The organism is Pseudodesulfovibrio nedwellii (assembly GCF_027923765.1).
GTDB classification, from domain to species: Bacteria; Desulfobacterota; Desulfovibrionia; order Desulfovibrionales; family Desulfovibrionaceae; genus Pseudodesulfovibrio; species Pseudodesulfovibrio nedwellii.
The window spans coordinates 3,596,900-3,617,555 of the sequence record NZ_AP026709.1; the positions used below are offsets into that span (position 1 = coordinate 3,596,900).

Consider the following 20,656-nt stretch of genomic DNA (forward strand, 5'->3'; position numbering starts at 1 on the left):
GGGGGCTATCATGAATAATAATTTACTTGCATTAATCGGAAATACACCGCTGGTGGAGATACGCCACCTGAACCCTAATCCAAACGTCAGGATTTTGGCGAAACTGGAGTGCCAGAACCCCGGAGGTTCGGTAAAAGACCGCGTGGCCGCCGCCATGATTCAGGCCGCCGAGGATTCTGGCGAATTGACGCCTGAAAAAACCATCATTGAACCGACGTCCGGCAATACCGGTGTTGGGCTTGCCATGGTCGCAGCCATCAAGGGGTATCGTATAAAATTGCTCATGCCGGAGACTGCTTCCGAAGAGCGCAAGATGATCATGGCCGCATACGGGGCCGAGCTTGAATTGACTCCAGGCCATCTTGCTACGGACGGGGCCATTGAGCAGGCATATCGCTATGCGCGTGAGGAACCGGATAAGTATGTCCTCATGGATCAGTACAACAATCCGGCGTGTATTACCGCGCATTATAACGGTACTGGCTTGGAAATCTGGGAACAGACCGAAGGTGCGGTTACGCATTGTGTAATTTGTCTTGGTACGTCTGGTACAGCCATGGGCATAGCCAAGCGACTGCATGAGATGGGTGACGTCCATGTTGCGGCAGTTGAGCCGTATGCTGGTCATAAGATTCAGGGCCTCAAGAATATGCTTGAATCCTACCCGCCCGGAATTTATGACAAGAAGAGCCTTGATGAAGTCCTGCATGTTGAAGATGATGTAGCCTTCGACTATTGCCGTAGACTGGCGCGGGAAGAGGGTATCTTCGCAGGCATGAGTTCAGGTGCGGCTCTTGGCGGGGCCATCCAGTTGGCCGAGCGCATGGAATCAGGCACCGTGGTTGCCATCTTCCCGGATTCCGGTGAGCGATATCTTTCTACGCCGCTGTACAGGCACCAGCCCGGTAGTGGCGTGACTATTTACGACATGGCTTCTGGCTCCGACAAAATGCTCAACGGCTCGAACGGTCTTGGCTTGTATACCATGGGGCCGAGCCTTGATGACACGGATTCCATTGATTCATGGCGTCGCCTTTCGTTGCTTGATGTTTTTATTCGGCACATGACCGCGTCCGGTGTGGCTGTGAATGCTGCCGCCGGTTTGACGGATATGGATGATCGCACACTGGCTGCAGCTCGTGAAGGTGGACTTAGTCGTGAAGCGTTCGCCGCCGATAGGTTGACTGCGGTGCTTGATCGCGCCCGTGATATGGGTTTGACCGAATCCATCAGTTTTCCGCTGTCGTCCGGCAGTAATGATACGTCCTTGTCCCTGTGTCGTAAGCTGCTCGGCAAGGGATTGGCGTATGAGAAGCTGAGAAGCGTGTATTTCGATGTGTTCCGCGATAAGCGATACGGCGAGATCGCAGACGTTGATATGGATAAGGTTTCCGGCGGTCATACCGTGGACCTGAACTCCTACGTCAAGGATAACCCGCTTGATTTCACGTTGTTGAAACGGGCCACCCTGTATGATTTGAAACGGGGTGAGGTCGTGGAAACCCAGTGGGGCAATGTGCGTCCGAGCTGGTTCTTGCAACACGCAGCCACCGCGCTGGATGTGCTACCGCGTATTGATGTCATGATCGGTTCGGAAAAACATCGCTTTCCACATCTGGAAAATCTGCGCGCCATCTGGTCAACGGCTGGCCGGGAACTTCAAGCATGGATGGTCTGTCAGCAGTCGTCGGATAGCGACGGCGGCAGACTGGATGCCGTGGCCGAAAAACTCGGCGGCTACCGTGCGGCCCGCTGTTGGTTGCTCTCGGTGGCGAACCGCAAACCACTGTGCGCATCCGACGAAAATCTTTCCATGTGGGCGCGCAACTGGCGCAAGGTGCAGGAAGGCACAGCCGTCCTGACCCTCGCCCTCGACGCAAAAGGTGACTCGGTCTCCCGTGATGTGGAGCAGGCCGTCTTCGACCTCAAAGCTGGCTTCAAAACAGCCATGGACGATGGCCTTAAGTTCCACCACTTCTGGCCCGCGCTCTTCAAGTTCGTCAAAAGAATCAACGGCTGGGACGCAGACAACTCCCTCACCGGAGCCGCCGCCAAAGCCTGCCACGATGAACTTATGAATATCGATTCCATCCTCGGCATCCTCGACCCCACCCAAATGCCCGTCCCCCTCAGCGACCTCCCCGCCGAGGTCCAAGGCATGGTGGCAGACCGCCAAAAAGCCCGCGAAGCCAAAGACTTCGCCCAGTCCGATGCTCTCCGAGACACAATCGAAAAAGCCGGATTCAGAGTAGAAGACACCGCCGGAATACCAAGAGTGTTTAAGGCATAAGATTGAATTAAGAAATATGATTGAAAAGAGCAGGGTCGCCCTGCTCTTTTTTTGCTCGTTATTTTTTTTTGGGCGGAGGTGGCGGCGGGGTTCTTCGATCTGTTTCCGGAACGTAGCCATCTTTTTGAATTCTATCTCCTGGGAGATCCTTTCTCGATGGTGGAGGAGTGGAGGGAAAACCTCGATCTTTTTTGTTTTTACTCATTTTTTTCTCCTTCTATGTTAAAGAATTCAAGATAAGAATATTCTCCTTTGGCAATTAAGATTCCTTTGGTATTATCTTTTACTGGTCCAAGGTCTCCGTCTTTGTCGATACTATATGAATATTGGATGTATATTTCGTCTTTGTTTGGATAGCAGCCTGCACAAGAGTCGCCACCGAAATAGCCTCCAACTGTTTCTCCATTTTTGAGTTTTATAATAACGAAACATTCTTCTCTTTTTTCAAAAAAGAAATCCCAAGGGCTGGATGCAGGCTCAATGATATATTTTTGAATTTTCTTAATTTTACGTATTTTATAAAAAATCAATGAAAGAATACTCGGACAAAATATGAAATAAAGTAAATTTGATGTTAGATTAGAGTTAAAACTCAGCACTTTTTGAAATAAAATAAAGTTTAGAAAACCATAGAATGCAGCTTCAAGGGGCAATTGAGTCCAATTTATAGATCGTGGATTGAGGAGGCCATAAAATAAGATTGCTGTGATTCCGGGAAAAACAACTAAAATGAATAATTTAAGCGAATCGATATCATTAAAGAAAGCCATTTAAGAGTCCTTTGAAATGTTTTTAGATGTTTTCCTATATAATATTTTATTCTCCTTATCCAGAGAAGGAGTGAAGGTGATTTCATTGTGGGAGGGGTAGCCCTTTCAAACCACCAACGGCTTAGAAGCTGACGAATCGGAAAGCTGCGGCTTTTCGAATCATCGGAGCCGTTTCGGCGACTTGATTCGGGAGCAGCCCGATTCGATCAGATTCTTGCCGGGGATGGTTGGGCGGATAAGCTAGCGCAAGCGCCTTTTCTTTCGTCTATTTCTTTTGGCGCAGCAAAAGAAATGGACTCCGCCGGAAGGGCAATAAAAAAACTTGGAGGAACGCCAGTGACGGCTTTCTCTTTTCTTCCTTCTTCCCTCTTCCTCTTCATTCTCACAAAAAAAGGGGAGCCTCCCTCAAAGAAAGCTCCCCACAAGACGGACGTTAAACCCGCCCTATCCCTTATTCAAATAACTTCATAAACTCCCCATAGCCTTCATCCTTCAAATCCTCCTTCGCAATAAACCTGAGCGAAGCGGAATTAATACAATACCGCTGACCGGTCGGCTGCGGCCCATCATCAAATAAATGTCCCAAATGCGAATCTCCGGCCTTGCTGCGAACTTCAGTCCTCACCATGCCAAGGGTCGAATCCTTGTTCTCGATGATGCTTTCCTTCTGGATGGGACGGGTAAAGCTCGGCCATCCAGTGCCGGACTCAAACTTGTCTTTGGACGAGAATAAAGGCTCACCCGTGACTACATCCACATAAATCCCGTCACGCTTGTTGTCCCAAAACTCGTTGTCAAAAGGCCGCTCCGTGCCGTTCTCCTGCGTGACCTTGTATTGTAGGGGAGTCAGCGAATCCTTGATCGTGCCGTCTTCCGGCCTGACGTATGTACCGGGCAACGGACATGGCTGTGGAGTTGCCCCCTTGGACTTGATCTTGGCCTCATCACCCCATGTTTCCTTGACGTAACTGTCACGACCAGAAAACTTACGGTAGGTCTTGTACCTGATCGGACAGGTGCGAGAATAATTCTGATGGTAGTCCTCGGCGGCATAAAATGTGGTGAACGGCAGAACGGGCGTTACAACCAGACCGCCGAGCCGTTCGGATTCGTCGAGAGCCTTTTTCGATGCCTCGGCTGCTTCGCGCTGTTCATCTGAATGATAGAAAATCGTCGACGTGTAATGGAACCCGCGATCACCGAAAGACCCACTGTCGTCGGTGGGATCAAAGTACTTCCAATAATGGTCGATAATTTCACGATAGCTGACCTGTGTCGGGTCGAAATACACCTGCACCGCCTCGCGATGGCCGGTCATGCCACTGGATACTTGTTCGTAAGTCGGGTTCTTTTCTTCGCCGCCAGCATAGCCGGAGACAACCTTTAGAACGCCGGGAACTTTTTCGAGATCAGATTCAGTGCACCAGAAACATCCGCTCGCAAGGGTGGCAATTTCCGCGTGTTGTGTGTCAGTCATGGCTTTTTCTCCCGGAGAAGTGAACACGATGGATGAAAGCCCGATAACCAGAAGCAACGCTCCCAGCCCGAGCAGTGTGGTTTTTTTCATGGTCATGCTGTGTATCTCCGATATTAATAATAGTAACTTTTATTATCAATAAATAGGTATGCAACCGGGGAGTGTCAATAGCCGGTGAAAAGCGTGAAACAGAGCTTTGGATGGGAAAGAAATCATCGCAAAGTGTTATTTTTGCGAAAAAATGGTAGATTTTTGGCCGGAATTGTTGCACATGCCATTGCTTCGTATGGCAGGCCCGTGCATAATACATTTCAATTGGCCTTTAGTACGAATCCAAATTTCGCACACAATACCTTTTAAGGAGATACCATGCCCAATCAGAACTTCACCCTTTTTAGCGGCGGCGCCCAGGGCGCAGAGAATCAGTTCGGCAAACTGGCCGAGTATTATGGCCTGTCCGAAGTCAACTATACTTTCGAAGGCCACAAGATTGAACGTACTCGCGGCGTGCGCGTGCTGACCGATGAAGAACTGACCCAGAAAGATGTCAGCCTGACCTATGTCGCCAAGCTGCTCAATCGCAAATTTACCAACGCTGAAAAGATGCGCAAGGTCTTGCAGACCATCATGCATCAGGTTGAGTCCAGCCATCAGATTTTTGTTATTGGTACCATTCAGGAAGATGGCACCGTCAAAGGCGGCACCGGTTGGGGCGCTGAGTTCGCCAAGATCTGCAACAAGGAACTGTTTGTGTTCGGTCAGGTCAAGAACGCTTGGTTCAAATGGGAAAAAGGCGCATGGATTGTTGTGGAAGCTCCGGTCATCACCGACAGCCATTTCACCGGAACCGGTACTCGTTTTCTCGAAGAGAATGGTAAAAAAGCTCTCGAAGATTTGTTCTCCCGTTCCTTCAAGTAAACGATAGCTCTATCGATCGACAAAGGCGGCCTGAATTATCAGGTCGCCTTTTTTTTATGCCTCCGGCGGCCAGAGGGGGAACCTCTTGGAAGAGGTTCCCCCTCTGGACTCCCCCTCCAGAACTTTTTATTGCGCCTTTGGCGAGAGCGCTCTAGAGCGGAATGTGTTTCTGGGGTGATAGGATAAAAGATTTATATTTGAATGAAAATTCGAGCGGAGCGAGCTATAAAAAGTTTAGGAAAAGAGAGGGATGGGGGTCTGGGGGAAGGGAGAGAAAGACCCTTCTCAAAGGGTTTTCTCTCCCTTCCCCCAGCTGCCGGAGGCAAAAAAAACGGGGCCCGTGGACCCCGTTTTTTTATATGTCGTTTCTGCGTTTCGACTTTGATTTTGACTGCGAATATTTCTTCACGTCGATGTTGTACTTCTTCACCTTGTAGTTGACGATTCGGTACGAGACGCGGAGATCGCGGGCAGACTGCAACATGTTGCCGCCGGTCTGCTTGAGCGAATCAATGAGCAGTTCCTGCTCGAACTTGGCAACGGCCTCACCAAAGGAGAGGTTGGTGCCGGTAGCCGAGCTTTCCGCCGACTGGAGAGTGGGCGGCAGGTGGTAAGTACGGATAACCTGTTCTTCGCAGAGTAGGACCGCACGTTCCATGCAGTTCTTGAGTTCGCGTACGTTTCCTGGCCAGTGATACATGACAAGAAGTTCAATAGCCGGAGTAGAGATGCGCTTCACTTCTTTGCTGTACTCCTCCGTGAATTCGGCCAGGAAATGCTCTGCCAGAGGCAGGATGTCCTCGCGTCGTTCCTTGAGGGGCGGAATGAAGATAGGGAATACGTTGATGCGGTAGTACAGATCTTCACGGAAGAGGCCCTTTTCCAACAATTCTTCGAGCGGCTGGTGGGTGGCGCAGATGAGGCGCACGTCAACTGTGATGGTCTGTTCCGATCCGACACGCTGGATTTCTTTTTCCTGAATGGCGCGAAGGACTTTGGCCTGAGCGTCGAGGGACAGCTCACCGATTTCGTCGAGGAACAGGGTTCCCTGATCCGCGACTTCAAAGAGACCGCGTTTGGTTTGGAATGCTCCGGTGAACGCACCTTTCTGGTGGCCGAACAGCTCGGACTCAATGAGTTCCGAGGGCAGGGCCGCGCAGTTGAGCTTGATCAACGGCTTGTCAGCGCGAGGGCTGGCCTTGTGAATGGCATCGGCCAGCAATTCCTTGCCTGTACCGGATTCGCCGCGCAAGAGAGCGGTCGCCCGACTGGGAGCGACCTGACTTGATTGGCGAAGGACCATGCGCATTGCCTTTGATGCGGCCACGAAATCCTTGGGCGGTGCTGTGTCCAGCCCGCTGTTCATCATGCCTTGCGAGAGCATGTGGTTTTGGGTGGCCATCTCTTCCTGCAACTGGGCAACGTGGCCCGCGATGATGCCCGCGACAACTTCCAAGAACTGGCAGTGTGCGGCCATATCGTCGGCAGGGATAAGGGGCACGTCCACGGACAATGCGCCAATGACCTCGGAATGATCGGAATGTCGGTTAAGAACCGGCACGCAGATGAAACCGAGCTTCTTGAGTTCTTCTTCGCTGCGTCCGAAAGCCTTGTTCAGGAACTCGGAATCGTCGGACAGGCGATGGATGGTGATGGATTCACCGGAATCGAACACCCGGCCGATAATACCTCGGCCGGGGGAATAAGTAACGTCCTCAACCTGGGTGGGGCTGTACGTGAGCGAGAGTTTCAGGTTCTCGGTCTTGGGGTCCATGATAACCATGAACGCCCGAACGTATTCCATGTCCCGGGCCAGGATTTTCAGGAGCGCGTTTAAAGACTCCTCAAGCGGGATATCCCGCTTCAGCGATTTCTGGACCAGTTTAAGCGTGGTCAGATGGCTGAGGTCGGAGGTGTCTCGATTGGTGGATGTCATTGTTTCCTTTTCTAGGCGTTAAGGGTCTTAACGCCAAGCTCCAATGCTTTGAGGTTCACGGCCTGAATCTTTGCCGGGAGGTTCGCCTTGATGGCGGCTTCCAGCGCTTCAGGACCGAAAGGCAACTTGCCTGCCGCGCACAAAGCGCCGAGCATGGCAACGTTGCCGGATTGGACGGCACCGGCTTCGAGGCCGATGGTCTGGTTTGCCATGTAGTATGCTTGGTCAGTGCAGGCGGCGACAGCCTTTTTAATGTCGTCGATGGTCGGACATTCCTGATTGCCCATGGCCACGGCCAGAGGCGGAATGAATTCGGTAGATGAGACCACGAGGCCACCTTTTCTCAGGTAGGGCAAGGCTCGCATGGTTTCCATGGGCTCGAATCCGAGCAGGATATCGGCTTCGCCATGCCCAAGTTTGGGCGACTTGCAACCGATAAGCACTGTGGATTCGACCACGCCACCGCGCTGGGCCATACCGTGAATCTCGCCGGAAGTGACGGGCAATCCCTGGCTGAGTATGGTCTGAGCGAGAAGGGTCGTAGCGGTCAGGGTTCCCTGTCCACCTACGCCGGTCATGAATATGCGAATTTTCTTGGTATCGGTCATGTTAGCTGCCTCTCTTCTTGGCTTTGATATGTCCGCAGACCTGCAAGCAGAGCATACAGCCGTTGCACAGCATTGGGTTGACTGCGGCCTTGCCGCCTTCCTTGTACATGGCAGGGCAAGCAAGCTTGTCCAGACAATCGAATCGGCCAGTGCAGGATTCGGCGACGTAAGCCACTTGCGGGGCAACTTTCTTGTAGACTCGGCGAGTGAAGAGGGGACACGGCTCTTTGGCGATGAGCACGCGTACTCCAGACAGTGCCTTCAATTCTTCGAGGGCGGCCAGAGTCTTTTTTTGATTGAACGGATTGACCGTGCGCACTTCGGTGACGCCCAGACCGCGAACAGCAGACTCGATGTCTAGCGGATGGTCGTTTTCGCCGAGGATAGTGCGATCAACGCCGGGGTTTGGTTGATGACCGGTCATGGCAGTGGTGCGGTTATCCAGAACGACCAAGAGAATGTCGTGCTGATTGAAGACCGCATTGGCCACGCCGCTCAGGCCGGAATGGAAGAACGTGGAGTCGCCGATGAAAGCGACCACGGTCTGACCGGATGCTTTGGCAACGCCTCCGCCTGCGGAGATGGAAGATCCCATGCAAACGAGGAAGTCGGCCGCTTGAAGCGGGGGCAGAATTCCGAGTGTGTAACAGCCGATATCGGAAGAGTAGACGGCTTCGTCGCCGAAAACTTTTTTGGCCGCGAAGTATGTGCCGCGATGCGGGCAACCGGCACAAAGGTTCGGCGGACGGCCCGGCAGTTCGGGCAGATCACAGTCACAGGCCTCGGCCAGTGCTTCGCCAAGAATTGTGCGAATGACATTTTCCACCATGGTGACGGAAAATTCGCCGAATTTAGGCAACACGTCTTTGCCGAGAATTTCGATGGATATTTCGTTTTTCTGGGCCAGTACGCGGAATTCGTTTTCTACCAGTGGTTCCAGTTCTTCGACTACCAGGACTTTTTTTACGGACTTGATGAAGTCCAGACATTTTTTCTCAGGCAGAGGATAGGGGAAACCAAGTTGGAGGACGGAGACCTTGTCGGCAAGGCCTGCGTTTTCCAGAGCGTCGGCAACGTATGCGCTGGAAATACCAGAGCAGACAATGCCCAACTCGCCAGAGCCGGTCACAGTGTTGTATACGGATTTTTCGGCTTCTTCTCGGAGGTCCTCAATGCGATCCAGCAGTGCCAGATGCATGGGACGGGAGAATGCCGGGATGGGAACAAATTTCGATGGGTTGCGTTTGAAGCCTTCGGGCTTGCCCGGATCAGGAGCGGGGCCGAATTCAACCGCACCGCGAAGATGGTTGACGCGAGTGGTGGTCCGAAGCAGCAGCGGTGCGCCGTGTTTTTTCGACAGAAGCAGGCCGTCGCGGGTCATGTCTTTGGCTTCCTGAGCTGTGGACGGCTCCAGGATAGGCATGCCAGCGATGCGTGCGTAGATGCGATTGTCCTGTTCATTTTGGCTGGAATGACAGCCCGGATCATCGGCGGACAGCAAAACTATGCCGCCGGGAGCACCAGTGTAGCAGAGTGTCATGAGCGGATCAGCTGCTACGTTTACGCCAACGTGCTTCATTGTGCACAGAGTCATGGCTCCGGCCAGAGTTGCGCCACCGGCGACCTCAAGGGCCACCTTCTCGTTGACGGAGTACTCGAAATAGTATTTGCCGTCCGGGGAAATGCGATAGAATGTATCGGGAACTTCCGAGGACGGAGTGCCTGGGTAGCAGGAAACCACCTGAATGCCAGCTTCAATGGCACCACGGACAATGGCTTCGTTACCAAGCAGCAGGTGGGTTTCACCGGGAGTGTCGCCCAAGAGCGGATTTGCCATATTATCTCTCCATATATGCGCTGAGTGCGCGGTTATTTGGATTCAAGCTGGGAAATCTTGTAGTCGATGAACGGTTTGTCAGCGACGTCTTTTTCAGCGATTTTTTTGTATGCGTCCAACGCTTCAACAGTGTCACCGGCTGTTTCCGCTGCCAGAGCGAGCTGGCGATAGACGGGCACGGTGTATGCGGCGGAAGCGATGCCGACTAATTCTTTCATTTCGGTCAGAGCGTCAGCACTTTTACCTTCAAGAAGGAGGGCTTTGGCCTTGCCCATCCGAGCGGTGAACTGCATGTCGTCATTGGTTTCACCAACGAGCATGCCCCAGTAAGTCACGGCTTTGGCGTATTCGCCAAAAGTCATGCTGGCTTGGGCAATTTCCAGAACAACAGCAGGCTTCACGGAAGCGGGAACAGTGCTGAGCAGGGTTTCCAGTTTTTCAATCTGGTCCTTATTTCGGGTTTCAACGAGAATGACGCCGAGTTCGGCCTGCGCCGTTGCTTTGGCCTTGGCGGCATAAGCATTGTACCCCGCATAGATTGCGGTCACGCCAATGATGACGCTGACTGCGAGAATGAGCTGCTTTTGATACTTGAAGGCGGCTTCGAGGATGGGGTGCATGGACTGCGGTGCCCGGGACTCGATGTCAGAAAGCACTTCTTGTTGTGTGGTCTTGTTGTCAGCCATTGTTTTTTTGTTCCTCCATGAAGGGAATTTGCTTACGCGAAGGCCGGGAAGCTAGGCCCGCCAACGCAAAGGGCTTGATAAGCAAAATTGTAAAAAAGGTCAAAGCCTATTTTGAAAACAGGGCTGAAAATCGGGTAAATTGCTATTTTTGGGCGGTGTTTTGTGATGTGAAATGACAAAAAGTGTAAAATGAACAGTGTGTGATGGCCAAAAGTGTTCAGGCTGTTGTCATTGTCGGGTTTGACTTTATCCTATAGTGAGGGTTAGCAAAAAAGATCCGTCGGAGAAGGAATTTTATTCGGCGATGATTCAGAACTGAATTTCAAGGAGTATATATGGATATTCGTGAACAAATGGTGGAAATGGGCAAACGTGCCAAAGCGGCGTCCCGAGGGCTGGCAAATGCCTCTGGCAAGGCTAAACAGGATGCTTTGCTGATTCTGGCTGACCTGTTGCAATCCGAGACTGAAGCCATCGCCGTTGCCAACAAGAAGGACCTTGATGCCGCCGTCGAAAGAGGATTGGACAAGGCCCGTGTACAGCGTTTGACCATTAATGAGAAGGTGCTTAATTCCATGATTCAGGGCTGCCGAGAGGTGGCTGCCATGGCTGATCCCGTGGGTGAAATTGAGTCCATGACCAAGCGCCCCAACGGTATGTTGGTTGGACGTATGCGTGTTCCTCTCGGTGTGGTCGCTATGATTTACGAATCCCGTCCCAATGCGACTGTGGATGCCGGTATTCTTTGCCTCAAGGCAGGGAACGCTGTCATACTGCGCGGTGGGTCCGAGGCGTTTCATTCCAATAAATTTTTGGCTGATCTCATGCACATTGCCTTGGAACAGGCCGGTCTGCCTCAGGACGCGGTGCAGGTGCCGCCCACCACGGACCGTGAAGCCGTGGCCGAGATGCTCAAGCTTGATGAATATATTGATGTGGTTATTCCGCGCGGTGGAGAAGGTCTCATTCGTGCCGTGACCAGTCAGGCCACCATGCCTGTTCTCAAACATTACAAGGGCGTGTGTCAGATGTTTGCGGACGCTTCCTGCGATATCAATAAGGCAGTGCCTATCATTGAGAATTCCAAGATGCAGTACCCCAGCGGTTGCAATGCGTTGGAATGCCTGCTTGTTCATAAAGATGTGGCTGACGTTTTGTTGCCCAAGGTAGCTCAGGCCATCGGCTCCAAGGGTGTGAAGTTCAAGGCGTGCGAAAAGTCTCTGCCGCTCTTGGGGGAATTTGCTGAATCCGCTGTTGGCGATGATTGGGGTTTTGAGTTCTTGGATCTGATTCTGGCCGTGAAGGTCGTGGATGATCTGGATGAGGCCATGGACTATATCGCGGAATATGGTTCCAATCATACCGAATCAATTTTGTCAGAGAACTATGAACACTGCATGCGTTTCATTCGTGAAGTGGACGCCTCGTTGGTCGTGGCCAATGCAAGTACCCGATTCAATGACGGTGGTCAGCTTGGTCTTGGTGCCGAGATCGGTATTTCTACCTCCAAGCTTCATGCGTATGGCCCAATGGGTATCAAGGAATTGACGAGTGCTAAGTTTGTGCTCATGGGTGAAGGTCAGATTCGCGAATAAGGTTTTTTTAAGAAGATTGTTTCAAGGCCGTCCTTTATTAGGGCGGCCTTTTTGCTTGGAAGGTAGAGTTGGAGTATGTACAAATATGAATAGGTATGAGGAAAAGTATGTTTTTCGTGACCGGACACTTGTGTTCTGTGTCACTCTTGCATCTTGGCCTGAACATGTTTATCTTTGCGTGAATCAAGGGGATTGTTTGTGAAAATTGGTATTCTCGGCGGGAGTTTCAATCCGATCCACACTGGGCACGTTCGTATGGCTGTTGAAGTCTGCGAACAGCTTGAATTGGACCGAGTGGATTTGGTTCCGGCCAAAGAGCCACCGCATAAGAACGGTGCTGACATGCTGCCTTTCAAGCTGCGTCTTGATATGGTCGACCGGGCTATCGGTGATATTCCCGGATTGGGGGCTAACCCTATTGAGGGCCGGCGTTCCGGGCCTTCCTTTACCTGTGACACGCTGACTTGTTATCGTTCAGAACAGCCGGAAACCGAATTTCATTTTATTCTTGGCGCATCCACGTTTTTGGAACTGCCTGACTGGCGGCGAGGATTGGATATACCCAATATGGCATCTTTGGTGGTGGTCAACCGATGGGAGGCTGCTGGCGAGGTGACTGGATTTATCAATACGCATTGGCCCAATGCCGTTCAGGAAGAGCTTGGACTGTGGCAGTTCCCTGAAGGCCACTCCATTCGACTTTTGGGTATTCCCCGGCTGGATATTAAAGGTGGACACCTTCGCCGGTGTTGGTTGGAGAGACGGTGTTTGAGTCTGCTTGTGCCTCCGGGGGTGGAAGCGTTGCTGGAAGAGCGGGCGGATGAGATCGAACAGTATTGGGGCATTCGTTCGTAAAAAATGCTGACACAAGCTGTGTGTGCCTTGACGGAGATGTGATTCGTTAAGAGTGTTTAATGGGTGTCGTTGAGCATGGCGTGAATGTTTTGCATGACGCTTTCCGGTGTTGTGCTAGTCATGCATTCAAATCCGAAAGGACAGGGTTTGGCACCATGCAGAGAGCATGGTCGGCAGTCGAGCGGCTGTTCGATGACTCGGTCTTTGAGACCTGCCGGATAGAATCCCCAGGCACGTGCTGTGGGGCCGAAGATAGCGGCCACGGGTGTGTCTACACCACACGCCAGATGCATGGGGCCGGAGTCGCCGGTCACGAGTATTTGAGCTTGGGCGAGCAGTGCGCTGGTTTCCCGCAGATCTGTCTGATTTGTCAGATCGTGGTTATTCTCGGCCAGAATTTTTTCAGTGTTTCGGCCAATGACGAACCATCCTAGATTATTTGCATTTAACAATTTCATAAGCCGTAGCCAGTGCTCTTTGGGCCATTGTTTGGCCGGGTGCGTGGCGTAGGGGTGCAGGCCAATGAGTGGCCCGGACAGTCCAATAGCATCGAGACGGGTGGATGCGGCGGTGCGTTCTTCATTTGTCAGGTAAATGCGTGGTACCAGATCGTGTGCTGCTGGCGGTGTGCTGTCGAGGGCCATGCTGTACCGTTGTGGGACTGTAGTTTTTTCAAGCTGCACCCGGAAACGCTCAGCGCGTGTGCGATCATAGAGCCGTCGGTTCAAGCCGAATTTTGGATAGCGAATGACAGGGCCTTTCCATCGCGCGGAAAGAATGCGCGAACGCAGGGTGCCGTGTAGGTCTATGAGAGTCTGTCCTTTGAAATAGCTGGACAGTTCGCCTGCGACAGTGAACCATGGCCCGGTCTTGAGTTGGTCATTGGAGAATTCCACAACCTCTTTGATGGCGGGGTGATTCTCCAGCAAGGGGGCGTTCCCTTTACGGGTCAGAAAAATAAAAGTATCCCCCCGCGTTTCATGCCAATGTGACAGTACGCCGGTGGTTAGCGCTACATCACCCATGTGGCCGAGGCGGAAAACAAGTTTCGGTGTGGTGTCGGAAGACAATTGCATGTCCGTTCAGTTCGCCTCAATCGCCTTGGAAGTCAAGTGTGTTGCGTGTTGCACCACCTGAATCCATCTGTTATATTATTCCTTTCAAACACTATGATTTTTGGACTGTTTTTCAGAAAGTGATCAAAAAAAATGCTTGAACTTGTACTCGCCGTTGGCGTGGCTGTCTTTGTCTCCATGTTCTGCTCGGTAGCAGAAGCCGCACTGTATTCCATGAGCTGGGCCGATATTGAAAAGCTCAAGGATAGCGGAAGCAAGTCGGCGGCATTGCTTCATAAACTTCGTTTCAATGTGGACGAACCAATCACCGCCATTTTGACGCTTAACACCTGTGCACATACTGCTGGTGCAGCTGTGGCCGGTTGGGCGTGGGCCAATTTATATGGTAAAGAGACGCTTTGGCTCTTTACAGTCGCCTTTACAGTAATTATTCTCATCTTCACAGAGATCCTGCCAAAGACGCTTGGCGTGGTGTATTCTGATCGTATTGCACCGCCGCTGGCTCGCCCATTGCTGGGGTTGGTCTGGATATTTAAACCCGTGATTGCGGTCATGAGTGTTTTGTCCAAGGCTATGCATAAGAAGAATGCAGGGCCTGATCACACGGAAGATGACATCAGGGCTATTGTCAGCCTGACCCGTCGGTCTGGAGTGATCAAGCCGTATGAGGAGCAGTCCATCCGTAATATCCTGTCGCTGGATTCCAAGACAGTTGAGCGGATAATGACCCCTCGTACAGTGGTTTTTTCATTGTCTGCAGATATGACTGTCGCCGAGGCTCGGGAGTCACATCCCACATGGCCGCACAGTCGTATACCTGTGTTTGATGATGATCCGGAGGAAATTGTAGGCGTTGTCTATCGGCGGTTGGTGCTTGAGGCGCTGGCCGACGACAGGGACGACCTGAAATTGTCGGATATCATGCGTCCGGTTCGTTTTGTGCTCGAAACAGTTACCTTGGACAAGTTGTTGGTACAGTTTCTGGGAAGCCGTATGCATTTGTGTGTGGTCCTTGATGAGTACGGAGGAGTGGCCGGTGTGGTGACGCTCGAAGATGTACTCGAAGAAATTTTGGGTAGTGAAATAGTTGACGAGACCGATCAGGTGGTGGATATGCGTGAACTCGCACGAATGCAGCGGGATGAACTCACCGGCAGTCGGCCCAAGTCAACTGAGAAAGAGAAGAAATAAAGTCGCGAGAACGCGCAAGGGATCATAATGGCGAAAAGTTCCAATAAAGTCGTATACGGAGTTGCCTTGGCATTGTTTCTGGGTGGTCTCGGGTATCTTATCTTTTCCGGTCTGACTGAAGATTCGGTATACTTCCTTAATGTGTCCGAGGCGTTGGCTGAAGATCGGACACAGATTGGACAGGCTCGTCTGTTTGGTAAGGTATCACCAAAAAATCTGGAAATCGTGGATGGCAAGCTCGGGGCCAGTTTTGACCTCCTCGACAAGGTCGAGCATGCCAAGTCCCTGCGAGTCCGATATAAAGGCGCTTTGCCGGATACCTTCAAGGAAGATGTTGAAGTCATAGTAGAAGGGACTTTTTCGTCTGATGGCGAAGTCTTTGTCGCACGGACTTTGGTGACAAAGTGTCCTTCCAAGTATGAAGAGCAAAGTAAGAAAATGGAAAAAAGTAGTTAGCGTGCCGGTTGGTGAAATCTTTTTCACATGGTTGCTTCGTTTGTTTTATCCTACTATCGCCGTGTGACTTTGGTCATGAATTCGCGAATTCGGGCTTGTGCGTCCGGACATTCGCATGTTGATATCGTAAGGAGAGTTTCATGCATCTGACCGGATATGTCGGTTTGCTTTTTTCACTGCTCGCGTTTCTTTTTCTCGCAGGATTTGCCGGGGTCGCAGCGTGGCGACAGAATAAAGACTCCTTGGTCTTCATCGAACGCGGGCAACTTCTGGCTTCCGGGGGTGTGATTTTTTCAACGTTGATTCTGATGGTCGGTTTGACCTCCAGAGATTATTCGTTCCGCTATGTCTATGACAATGTGGATAACGCGCTATCCTTCGTTTATACCCTCACGGCTTTGTGGGGCGGACGCGAGGGATCGTTACTTTTCTGGGAATTGATTATCGCTGTTTCCGGTATGATTTTGGTGACCACGCCGAGTTACAAGTCCTTCAGTGACGACACCAAATTGTATTTCTGGATGTTCTTTTTGGCTATTCAGGGGTTCTTTTTGCTCCTGCTCACAGGCTGGTCCAATCCATTCATTGAGATTATCCCGGCACCGACTGATGGGCGCGGTTTGAATCCGCTTTTGCGTAACCCTGGCATGATCTTCCATCCGCCATTGTTGTTTCTTGGTTTCGCCTTGTATGCCATTCCGGCGTGTGCGGCGTTGGCTGCTTCCATCGCGGGTGAAGAGAAATCCTGGATTACCGTGACTCGTAACTGGAACATTCTGTCCTGGGTATTCCTGACCGCAGGTATCGTGCTCGGTGCATGGTGGTCTTATATGGAATTGGGCTGGGGTGGTTATTGGGCATGGGATCCGGTTGAAAACGCTTCGTTGATCCCATGGTTTGCAGGGACCGCCGTGCTGCATACGTCCATCATCGAATCTCGTCGTAACGCCTTGCAGCGCACCAACGTCTTTCTCATGTCCTTGACGTTTATCTTGTGTATTTTTTCGACCTACTTGACCCGGTCCGGTGTTATTGACTCTCTGCATTCATTTGGGGAATCCGGTGTCGCCAAGCCGTTGTTTTGGTCCATGATGATCGGGCTGTTTGTGACGTTCATGGTCACTTTTTTGTCCAAGCGTCTGACCCATCGTAGCTTGTCCGATTTCTTGAGTCGACAGGGTATGCTGGTTATCGCGGCTTGGTTCCTGCTTGCTTTGGGCATGGTTGTCACTTTGGGAACCATGTGGCCGGTTATCAGTCAGGTTTGGACCGACAAGCCGCTTGGTCTTGATGCCCATTTTTATAATCGGGTCTGCCTGCCGTTCATGTCGTGTCTTGTGCTTATCTTCTGCTACTGTCCGTGGCTTGGTTGGAAGGGAGGCATCCGCAACCTGAAGGGCTTCATCGGTGTCTCTGCCGTGTTGGCTGTCAGTTTTGTCGGGTTCTACCTGTCAGGCATGACGAATGTTCTGGCTGCTTTGACCGCAGCCGCCTCTGTCGCTGCAATTTTCGGCATGGTCATGCTGTTTGTTCTTTATCCGTCCATGCGGAGAACGCGTCAGTCCTGGGGAGCCTACGGCATCCATCTCGGTTTGGTACTCATCGCTCTTGGTATTGCTTTTTCCGGTCCGTACAAGATTGAACAGGAAGTTGTTTTGGCCAAGGGCGAGTCCATGATTATTGACGACTATACGCTTACCTTTACTGATCTGGTGCAGGATGGCGATGTCGGTGATATCAAGTTGCGCGCTACTGCCACGCTTGAGGTTTTCGAAGACGGCAAACTCATGGGTATCATGATGCCGGACAAACGTATTTATCGGAATTTCGAGCGGCAGCAGTTCGCCGAGGTGTCCACTCTTCCCAGCCTCGGAGACGAACTGTACGCCACGTTGCTCGGTTTGACCGAGGACGACAAGGCCAGCTTCAAGGTCAGCGTTAACCCGCTCATCAACTGGATCTGGATTGGTGGGACGCTCATGAGCATTCTCGCTTTCCTGTTGCTTCGGCGTATGCCTCGACCCGGCGAGGGCCGATAGATGGCGAACGCGCCCCTGCTCTCTGTGAAGCGGGTTGCCAAGTTTTTTGGCAGCAAACTCGTGTTCAAGGAAGTTTCCTGCGATGTTGTACCGGGTGAAATCCTGCTCGTGGCTGGACATAACGGCGCAGGCAAATCAACGCTCATGCGCATCATGGCCGGGTTGTCCAAACCGTCAGCCGGAGAAGTCTCTTTGAACGTGGAACCGGAAGATTCCGCCTATCTTGGACATGCCACTTTCATTTATCCGGGTTTGTCGGCCTTGGAAAATTTGAAATTCTGGGGTTCCATGTATGGGCTGTCGCCGTCCCGTGAAAAACTTATTGAGTTGCTTAAACGGGTTGGATTGGAACGTGCGGCTGAAGAGAAAGCCGGTTCCTTTTCGCGAGGCATGGCCCAGCGGCTCAATTTGGCGCGTATCTATCTTGTGGAGCCGAAACTCATTTTCCTTGATGAGCCCGGTACAGGGCTCGACCCTCGCTCCTTGGCAAAACTTAGGAGTGAGATAACCGGATTGCGCGACAAGGGCGTCAGTGTGATCTGGATCAGTCATCAAGTGGCTGATGATACGAAACTTGCCGATAAGGTCCTCGCGTTGGGTGGCAGAAAAGTGGAATATTTTGGTCCGGCATCCGAGTACGTGGTGGAGGCAACATGTTGAAACGTGCCGGAATACTCGCTTCCAAAGACCTCAAATTGTCCATGTCGGGCGGGCAGGGGTTAGTACAGGCCGTCTTGCTTGGTCTGTTGCTTATCTTTTTGTTTTCCTTGTCCAAACCGTTAGGCGGCGGCATTTCTCCGCAGGCGGCAGGGGCCATTTTCTGGCTTGCTTCTGCCTTTGGACTGGTGCTTGTCTTCAACGATCTTTTTGCTATCGAGGAAGCCAACGGCGCACGTATCGGTATCCTGTCTTCACCCGTGCCCGTGCATGCGGTATGGATTGGCAAAGGTGTGGCCGGGTTGAGTTTGCTCTTGATTTCCCAGCTTGTATTTCTTCCGGCCACGGCCGCGTTCCTTGGTCAAACGGTGCATGGTCCCGTGTGGCTGCTTGCCGTGACTTTGGTCGGCGCGGATATCGGTCTGGTGGTTATCGGTGCGCTTCTTGGGGCGTTATCTCAGGGGCAGGCCGCACGCGAATCCTTATTGTCTGTCATCGTTTTCCCGTTGTTGTTGCCCGTGTTGTTGTCTGGGATCACCTTGTTCGGTATGTGTTTTTCGCCGGAACCGATAGAAGGTCCTGACAAGTGGCTCGGTTTGATTTTTGCCTTTGATTGTTTGTTTTCCGGGGCCGGATTGTTCCTGTTCCCGTTCGTCTATAGTGGGGAAGAGTAACTATGAAAGTGAAAGTGCTCGCACTGTTGGCAGGTCTGGCCCTGCTCGTGCATCAGTCCATGATTTGGTTTTACGCACCAGTGGCCCAATCCGGTCCGGTGCAGAAAATTTTCTATATGCACTTGCCTTGTTCGTGGTGGGCGCTGGTTTCTTTTTTCGTGGTCTTCGTGTCGTCCATTCTCTACCTGTTCAACCGTAAGGATGTGTATGACCGGGTGGCCGGAGCCGCTGCGGAACTGGGTGTTCTGTTTGCCACGCTTGCCTTGGTGACCGGTTCGGTCTGGGCACGAGCAGAGTGGGGACATTGGTGGCTCTGGGATCCGAAGCTGACCACCGCGCTTATCATGTGGTATGTGTACGCTGGCTATTTGGTGCTCAGAAATACACCGATGGGACGGGACCGAAAGGCCTTGGTTTGTGCCGTGCTTGGTATCGTCGCATTTCTGGATGTACCGCTTGTCTTTTTCGCAGCCAAATTATGGGGCAGTGCTCATCCCGATGGATTGGCCCGTGAGGGTTCGGGGATGGCAGTCCGCATGTGGTACACGGTACTCGCCGGTTTGGTCGCCTTTGGTTTCATGTGGGGAGCCATGCTGCTTACACGCATTAAACAACTGGGCCAGCATGCAAAGCTCGAAGCCATGCTTATCTGGGATGATGAAAATTAGAATTTCTTAATTCATATAAGGATTTAAAATGTCTGCAACCACTTATATCTTTATCGCAAATGTCGCTGTCTGGCTTGGTGTTGCCGGATATCTCGTATTCCTGGCGTCCAAGTCCGCAGGATTGGAAAAGCGCGTGCAGCAGCTCGAACTTTTGGGGGACGATAATGACAGCTAATGTGACCACATTTGGCCGTAAAGCCGTTATTCTGACTGTGGTTTTGGCTATTGGTGCCATGTTTGTGACCAGTTTTGTCTATCGCATGGAAAATCCGAACCTGTTCGTGAAGGCACAACAGCCGCAACATACAGCCAACGACGGTCATGATCACGATGGCGATGGTGTGCCTGATAATGAAGGGCAGGCAGCCATGGGTGGTGTCTCAAATGGTGCCATGTCCAAGGTCAAGGAATTCATGGCTCGCGTCGATGCCAATCCTAACGATGCCGAAGCGCTTGTTGGTCTTGGGAATTCTTTTCTCATGATGCGAGCTTGGGATCGTGCTCTGCAACCGCTTTTGAAGGCTCGTTCACTTCAGCCCGACAACACTACTGTCCTGAAGGGGATTGGTATTGCCTATTTTAACAAGGAAGATTTCACCAAGGCCGCAGAATCCTATGAAGCCATTCTGAAAATTGATAATAAAGACACGCTTGCACTCTTTAATTTGGGTGTCATTAACAAACATTATTTTAAAAAGCCCGACGAAGCGGGAACATACTTTTCTCGGGTTCTAGAACTGGAAAAGGATGATCAGGAGATGATAAAGCTGGCTCGTGAGGAACTTGGTAAGTAAAAGACCTGCGAAAACAGGTCGTTGAGTCGCTGAATGTTTAAGGGGATGTGATTGACAATATTTGTAAAATACATACAATGACTTACTTGTACTCAGAAAACTGCGGGGAGCTGTTTTCTGAGTCGGTTT

The 20,656-nt window shown here is 51.6% G+C and carries 19 protein-coding genes; 12 read left to right on the forward strand and 7 right to left on the reverse strand.

Going from position 1 to position 20,656, the window contains the following annotated elements:
- The first annotated feature begins 10 nt into the window (after positions 1-10).
- Positions 11-2,290 carry a cysteine synthase gene (locus SYK_RS16785; protein WP_281761419.1) on the forward strand — a complete coding sequence of 760 codons (2,280 nt, stop codon included), beginning with the start codon at positions 11-13 and terminating at the stop codon, positions 2,288-2,290.
- A gap of 197 nt (positions 2,291-2,487) precedes the next feature.
- On the opposite strand, the gene SYK_RS16790 is transcribed toward SYK_RS16785, so the two are convergent.
- On the reverse strand, positions 2,488-3,060 hold the full coding sequence (locus SYK_RS16790) for a DUF6338 family protein (protein ID WP_281761420.1): 573 nt from the start codon (positions 3,058-3,060) through the stop codon (positions 2,488-2,490).
- 451 nt (positions 3,061-3,511) lie between these two features.
- Positions 3,512-4,633, reverse strand: a complete 1,122-nt coding sequence (gene msrB, locus SYK_RS16795; protein WP_281761421.1) for a peptide-methionine (R)-S-oxide reductase MsrB — start codon at positions 4,631-4,633, stop codon at positions 3,512-3,514.
- A gap of 273 nt (positions 4,634-4,906) precedes the next feature.
- Between msrB and SYK_RS16800 the strand changes: the two genes are divergently transcribed.
- Entirely contained in the window at positions 4,907-5,455 is a 549-nt protein-coding gene (locus SYK_RS16800; RefSeq protein ID WP_281761422.1) for a hypothetical protein, read from the forward strand.
- 355 nt (positions 5,456-5,810) lie between these two features.
- Here the strand turns inward: SYK_RS16800 and SYK_RS16805 are convergent, their stop codons facing one another.
- From SYK_RS16805 to SYK_RS16820, 4 genes are read right to left on the reverse strand one after another with little or no spacing between them, the layout of a single operon-like run.
- On the reverse strand, positions 5,811-7,391 hold the full coding sequence (locus SYK_RS16805; RefSeq protein WP_281761423.1) for a sigma-54-dependent Fis family transcriptional regulator: 1,581 nt from the start codon (positions 7,389-7,391) through the stop codon (positions 5,811-5,813).
- An 11-nt stretch (positions 7,392-7,402) separates the two neighbouring features.
- On the reverse strand, positions 7,403-7,999 hold the full coding sequence (locus SYK_RS16810) for an indolepyruvate oxidoreductase subunit beta (protein WP_281761424.1): 597 nt from the start codon (positions 7,997-7,999) through the stop codon (positions 7,403-7,405).
- A gap of 1 nt (position 8,000) precedes the next feature.
- Positions 8,001-9,836 (reverse strand): indolepyruvate ferredoxin oxidoreductase subunit alpha, encoded by a 1,836-nt coding sequence (gene iorA / locus SYK_RS16815; RefSeq protein ID WP_281761425.1) that lies wholly within the window; start codon positions 9,834-9,836, stop codon positions 8,001-8,003.
- Between the two features lie 32 nt (positions 9,837-9,868).
- Entirely contained in the window at positions 9,869-10,522 is a 654-nt protein-coding gene (locus SYK_RS16820) for a tetratricopeptide repeat protein (protein WP_281761426.1), read from the reverse strand.
- 335 nt (positions 10,523-10,857) lie between these two features.
- Between SYK_RS16820 and SYK_RS16825 the strand changes: the two genes are divergently transcribed.
- On the forward strand, positions 10,858-12,117 hold the full coding sequence (locus SYK_RS16825; protein WP_281761427.1) for a glutamate-5-semialdehyde dehydrogenase: 1,260 nt from the start codon (positions 10,858-10,860) through the stop codon (positions 12,115-12,117).
- 198 nt (positions 12,118-12,315) lie between these two features.
- Entirely contained in the window at positions 12,316-12,972 is a 657-nt protein-coding gene (locus tag SYK_RS16830) for a nicotinate-nicotinamide nucleotide adenylyltransferase (protein ID WP_281761428.1), read from the forward strand.
- A 56-nt stretch (positions 12,973-13,028) separates the two neighbouring features.
- On the opposite strand, the gene SYK_RS16835 is transcribed toward SYK_RS16830, so the two are convergent.
- Positions 13,029-14,048 carry a glycosyltransferase family 9 protein gene (locus tag SYK_RS16835; protein WP_281761429.1) on the reverse strand — a complete coding sequence of 340 codons (1,020 nt, stop codon included), beginning with the start codon at positions 14,046-14,048 and terminating at the stop codon, positions 13,029-13,031.
- Between the two features lie 132 nt (positions 14,049-14,180).
- Here SYK_RS16835 and SYK_RS16840 point away from each other — a divergent pair, with 132 nt between their 5' ends.
- The 8 genes from SYK_RS16840 to SYK_RS16875 all read left to right on the forward strand — a co-directional run bounded on the left by SYK_RS16840 (position 14,181) and on the right by SYK_RS16875 (position 20,527).
- Positions 14,181-15,239 carry a hemolysin family protein gene (locus SYK_RS16840; protein WP_281761430.1) on the forward strand — a complete coding sequence of 353 codons (1,059 nt, stop codon included), beginning with the start codon at positions 14,181-14,183 and terminating at the stop codon, positions 15,237-15,239.
- A 27-nt stretch (positions 15,240-15,266) separates the two neighbouring features.
- On the forward strand, positions 15,267-15,695 hold the full coding sequence (locus SYK_RS16845; RefSeq protein WP_281761431.1) for a cytochrome c maturation protein CcmE: 429 nt from the start codon (positions 15,267-15,269) through the stop codon (positions 15,693-15,695).
- 140 nt (positions 15,696-15,835) lie between these two features.
- Positions 15,836-17,734 (forward strand): heme lyase CcmF/NrfE family subunit, encoded by a 1,899-nt coding sequence (locus SYK_RS16850; RefSeq protein ID WP_281761432.1) that lies wholly within the window; start codon positions 15,836-15,838, stop codon positions 17,732-17,734.
- Entirely contained in the window at positions 17,735-18,394 is a 660-nt protein-coding gene (gene ccmA / locus SYK_RS16855) for a heme ABC exporter ATP-binding protein CcmA (protein WP_281761433.1), read from the forward strand.
- Complete coding sequence (locus SYK_RS16860; RefSeq protein ID WP_281761434.1) at positions 18,388-19,065, forward strand: heme exporter protein CcmB; 678 nt, start codon at positions 18,388-18,390, stop codon at positions 19,063-19,065. Before ccmA ends, SYK_RS16860 begins: the two co-directional genes overlap by 7 nt.
- A 2-nt stretch (positions 19,066-19,067) precedes the next feature.
- Positions 19,068-19,733, forward strand: coding sequence for a cytochrome c biogenesis protein CcsA (gene ccsA, locus SYK_RS16865; protein WP_281761435.1), 666 nt, complete (start codon positions 19,068-19,070; stop codon positions 19,731-19,733).
- A gap of 28 nt (positions 19,734-19,761) precedes the next feature.
- Entirely contained in the window at positions 19,762-19,908 is a 147-nt protein-coding gene (locus SYK_RS16870; protein ID WP_281761436.1) for a CcmD family protein, read from the forward strand.
- The gene (locus SYK_RS16875; protein WP_281761437.1) at positions 19,898-20,527 is read left to right on the forward strand and encodes a tetratricopeptide repeat protein; all 630 of its coding nucleotides are present in this window, start codon (positions 19,898-19,900) and stop codon (positions 20,525-20,527) included. The genes SYK_RS16870 and SYK_RS16875 overlap by 11 nt, the downstream gene beginning before the upstream one ends.
- Positions 20,528-20,656: the final 129 nt, after the last annotated feature.

Excerpts from the sequence above, each read along its gene's own strand:
- SYK_RS16785 (WP_281761419.1), top strand. The coding sequence starts at position 11 with ATGAATAATAATTTACTTGCATTAATCGGAAATACACCGCTGGTGGAG.
- SYK_RS16790 (WP_281761420.1), bottom strand. The coding sequence starts at position 3,060 with ATGGCTTTCTTTAATGATATCGATTCGCTTAAATTATTCATTTTAGTT.
- msrB (WP_281761421.1), bottom strand. The coding sequence starts at position 4,633 with ATGACCATGAAAAAAACCACACTGCTCGGGCTGGGAGCGTTGCTTCTG.
- SYK_RS16800 (WP_281761422.1), top strand. The coding sequence starts at position 4,907 with ATGCCCAATCAGAACTTCACCCTTTTTAGCGGCGGCGCCCAGGGCGCA.
- SYK_RS16805 (WP_281761423.1), bottom strand. The coding sequence starts at position 7,391 with ATGACATCCACCAATCGAGACACCTCCGACCTCAGCCATCTGACCACG.
- SYK_RS16810 (WP_281761424.1), bottom strand. The coding sequence starts at position 7,999 with ATGACCGATACCAAGAAAATTCGCATATTCATGACCGGCGTAGGTGGA.
- iorA (WP_281761425.1), bottom strand. The coding sequence starts at position 9,836 with ATGGCAAATCCGCTCTTGGGCGACACTCCCGGTGAAACCCACCTGCTG.
- SYK_RS16820 (WP_281761426.1), bottom strand. The coding sequence starts at position 10,522 with ATGGCTGACAACAAGACCACACAACAAGAAGTGCTTTCTGACATCGAG.
- SYK_RS16825 (WP_281761427.1), top strand. The coding sequence starts at position 10,858 with ATGGATATTCGTGAACAAATGGTGGAAATGGGCAAACGTGCCAAAGCG.
- SYK_RS16835 (WP_281761429.1), bottom strand. The coding sequence starts at position 14,048 with ATGCAATTGTCTTCCGACACCACACCGAAACTTGTTTTCCGCCTCGGC.
- SYK_RS16840 (WP_281761430.1), top strand. The coding sequence starts at position 14,181 with ATGCTTGAACTTGTACTCGCCGTTGGCGTGGCTGTCTTTGTCTCCATG.
- SYK_RS16845 (WP_281761431.1), top strand. The coding sequence starts at position 15,267 with ATGGCGAAAAGTTCCAATAAAGTCGTATACGGAGTTGCCTTGGCATTG.
- SYK_RS16850 (WP_281761432.1), top strand. The coding sequence starts at position 15,836 with ATGCATCTGACCGGATATGTCGGTTTGCTTTTTTCACTGCTCGCGTTT.
- ccmA (WP_281761433.1), top strand. The coding sequence starts at position 17,735 with ATGGCGAACGCGCCCCTGCTCTCTGTGAAGCGGGTTGCCAAGTTTTTT.
- SYK_RS16860 (WP_281761434.1), top strand. The coding sequence starts at position 18,388 with ATGTTGAAACGTGCCGGAATACTCGCTTCCAAAGACCTCAAATTGTCC.
- ccsA (WP_281761435.1), top strand. The coding sequence starts at position 19,068 with ATGAAAGTGAAAGTGCTCGCACTGTTGGCAGGTCTGGCCCTGCTCGTG.
- SYK_RS16870 (WP_281761436.1), top strand. The coding sequence starts at position 19,762 with ATGTCTGCAACCACTTATATCTTTATCGCAAATGTCGCTGTCTGGCTT.
- SYK_RS16875 (WP_281761437.1), top strand. The coding sequence starts at position 19,898 with ATGACAGCTAATGTGACCACATTTGGCCGTAAAGCCGTTATTCTGACT.